The organism is Devosia riboflavina (genome assembly GCF_000743575.1).
GTDB classification, from domain to species: Bacteria; Pseudomonadota; Alphaproteobacteria; order Rhizobiales; family Devosiaceae; genus Devosia; species Devosia riboflavina.
Genome location: NZ_JQGC01000099.1, coordinates 1 through 577 on the forward strand (window position 1 = coordinate 1; position 577 = coordinate 577).

The following is a 577-nucleotide window of genomic DNA, read 5'->3' on the forward strand; positions in this document are numbered from 1 at the left end:
CGGGGTGGGCGTGAAAGTCACGGCGCAGGGCCGTCATCTTTTCGATTTCGAAGGGATCGTTATCGCCGGAAAACATTGGCGGTCCTGCACGTCGTGGGTAAAGAGAGAAATATCCATCGGCCATTCGCCTGGCTGCTTCAAGGAGAAGTTTCCCCGTGCCCATCCTCCCGCACACCTTCTGGCAGGAGATCGTGCCCGCCGGCACCTATGAAACGAACCCCGAAGCCGGGTTCGCCAACGGTTATCCGGCGCAGTTGCCGGACGGGCGGCAATTGCTGCTGCCGATCCGCGTCCTGCCCGGAGACGGCACGAGGGCCGTGTGCTCGCTCATCGTCAACCAGGCGAGCTTCGCAGTCGAGGACGAGCTTGCGACCGCCATGACGGCGCTACTACTCCCCTATGCACCGGACGTGATCATCGGGGTGCCGACGCTCGGCCTGCCGCTGGCCAACAATGTCGCCCGCCGGCTCGGCCATAGCCGTTCGGTGGCGCTCGGGACGTCACGCAAATTCTGGTATCGCGAGGATCTGGCCGAGCCGATGAGTTCGATAACGAGCCCAACGGGCGGCAAGACGCT

1 protein-coding gene is annotated in these 577 nt (G+C 63.6%); it reads left to right on the top strand.

The features are described from left to right. Positions 1 to 155: 155 nt before the first annotated feature. Positions 156 to 577: phosphoribosyltransferase (locus tag JP75_RS24880; RefSeq protein WP_035088035.1), on the top strand; the 422-nt coding region annotated here is incomplete at its 3' end.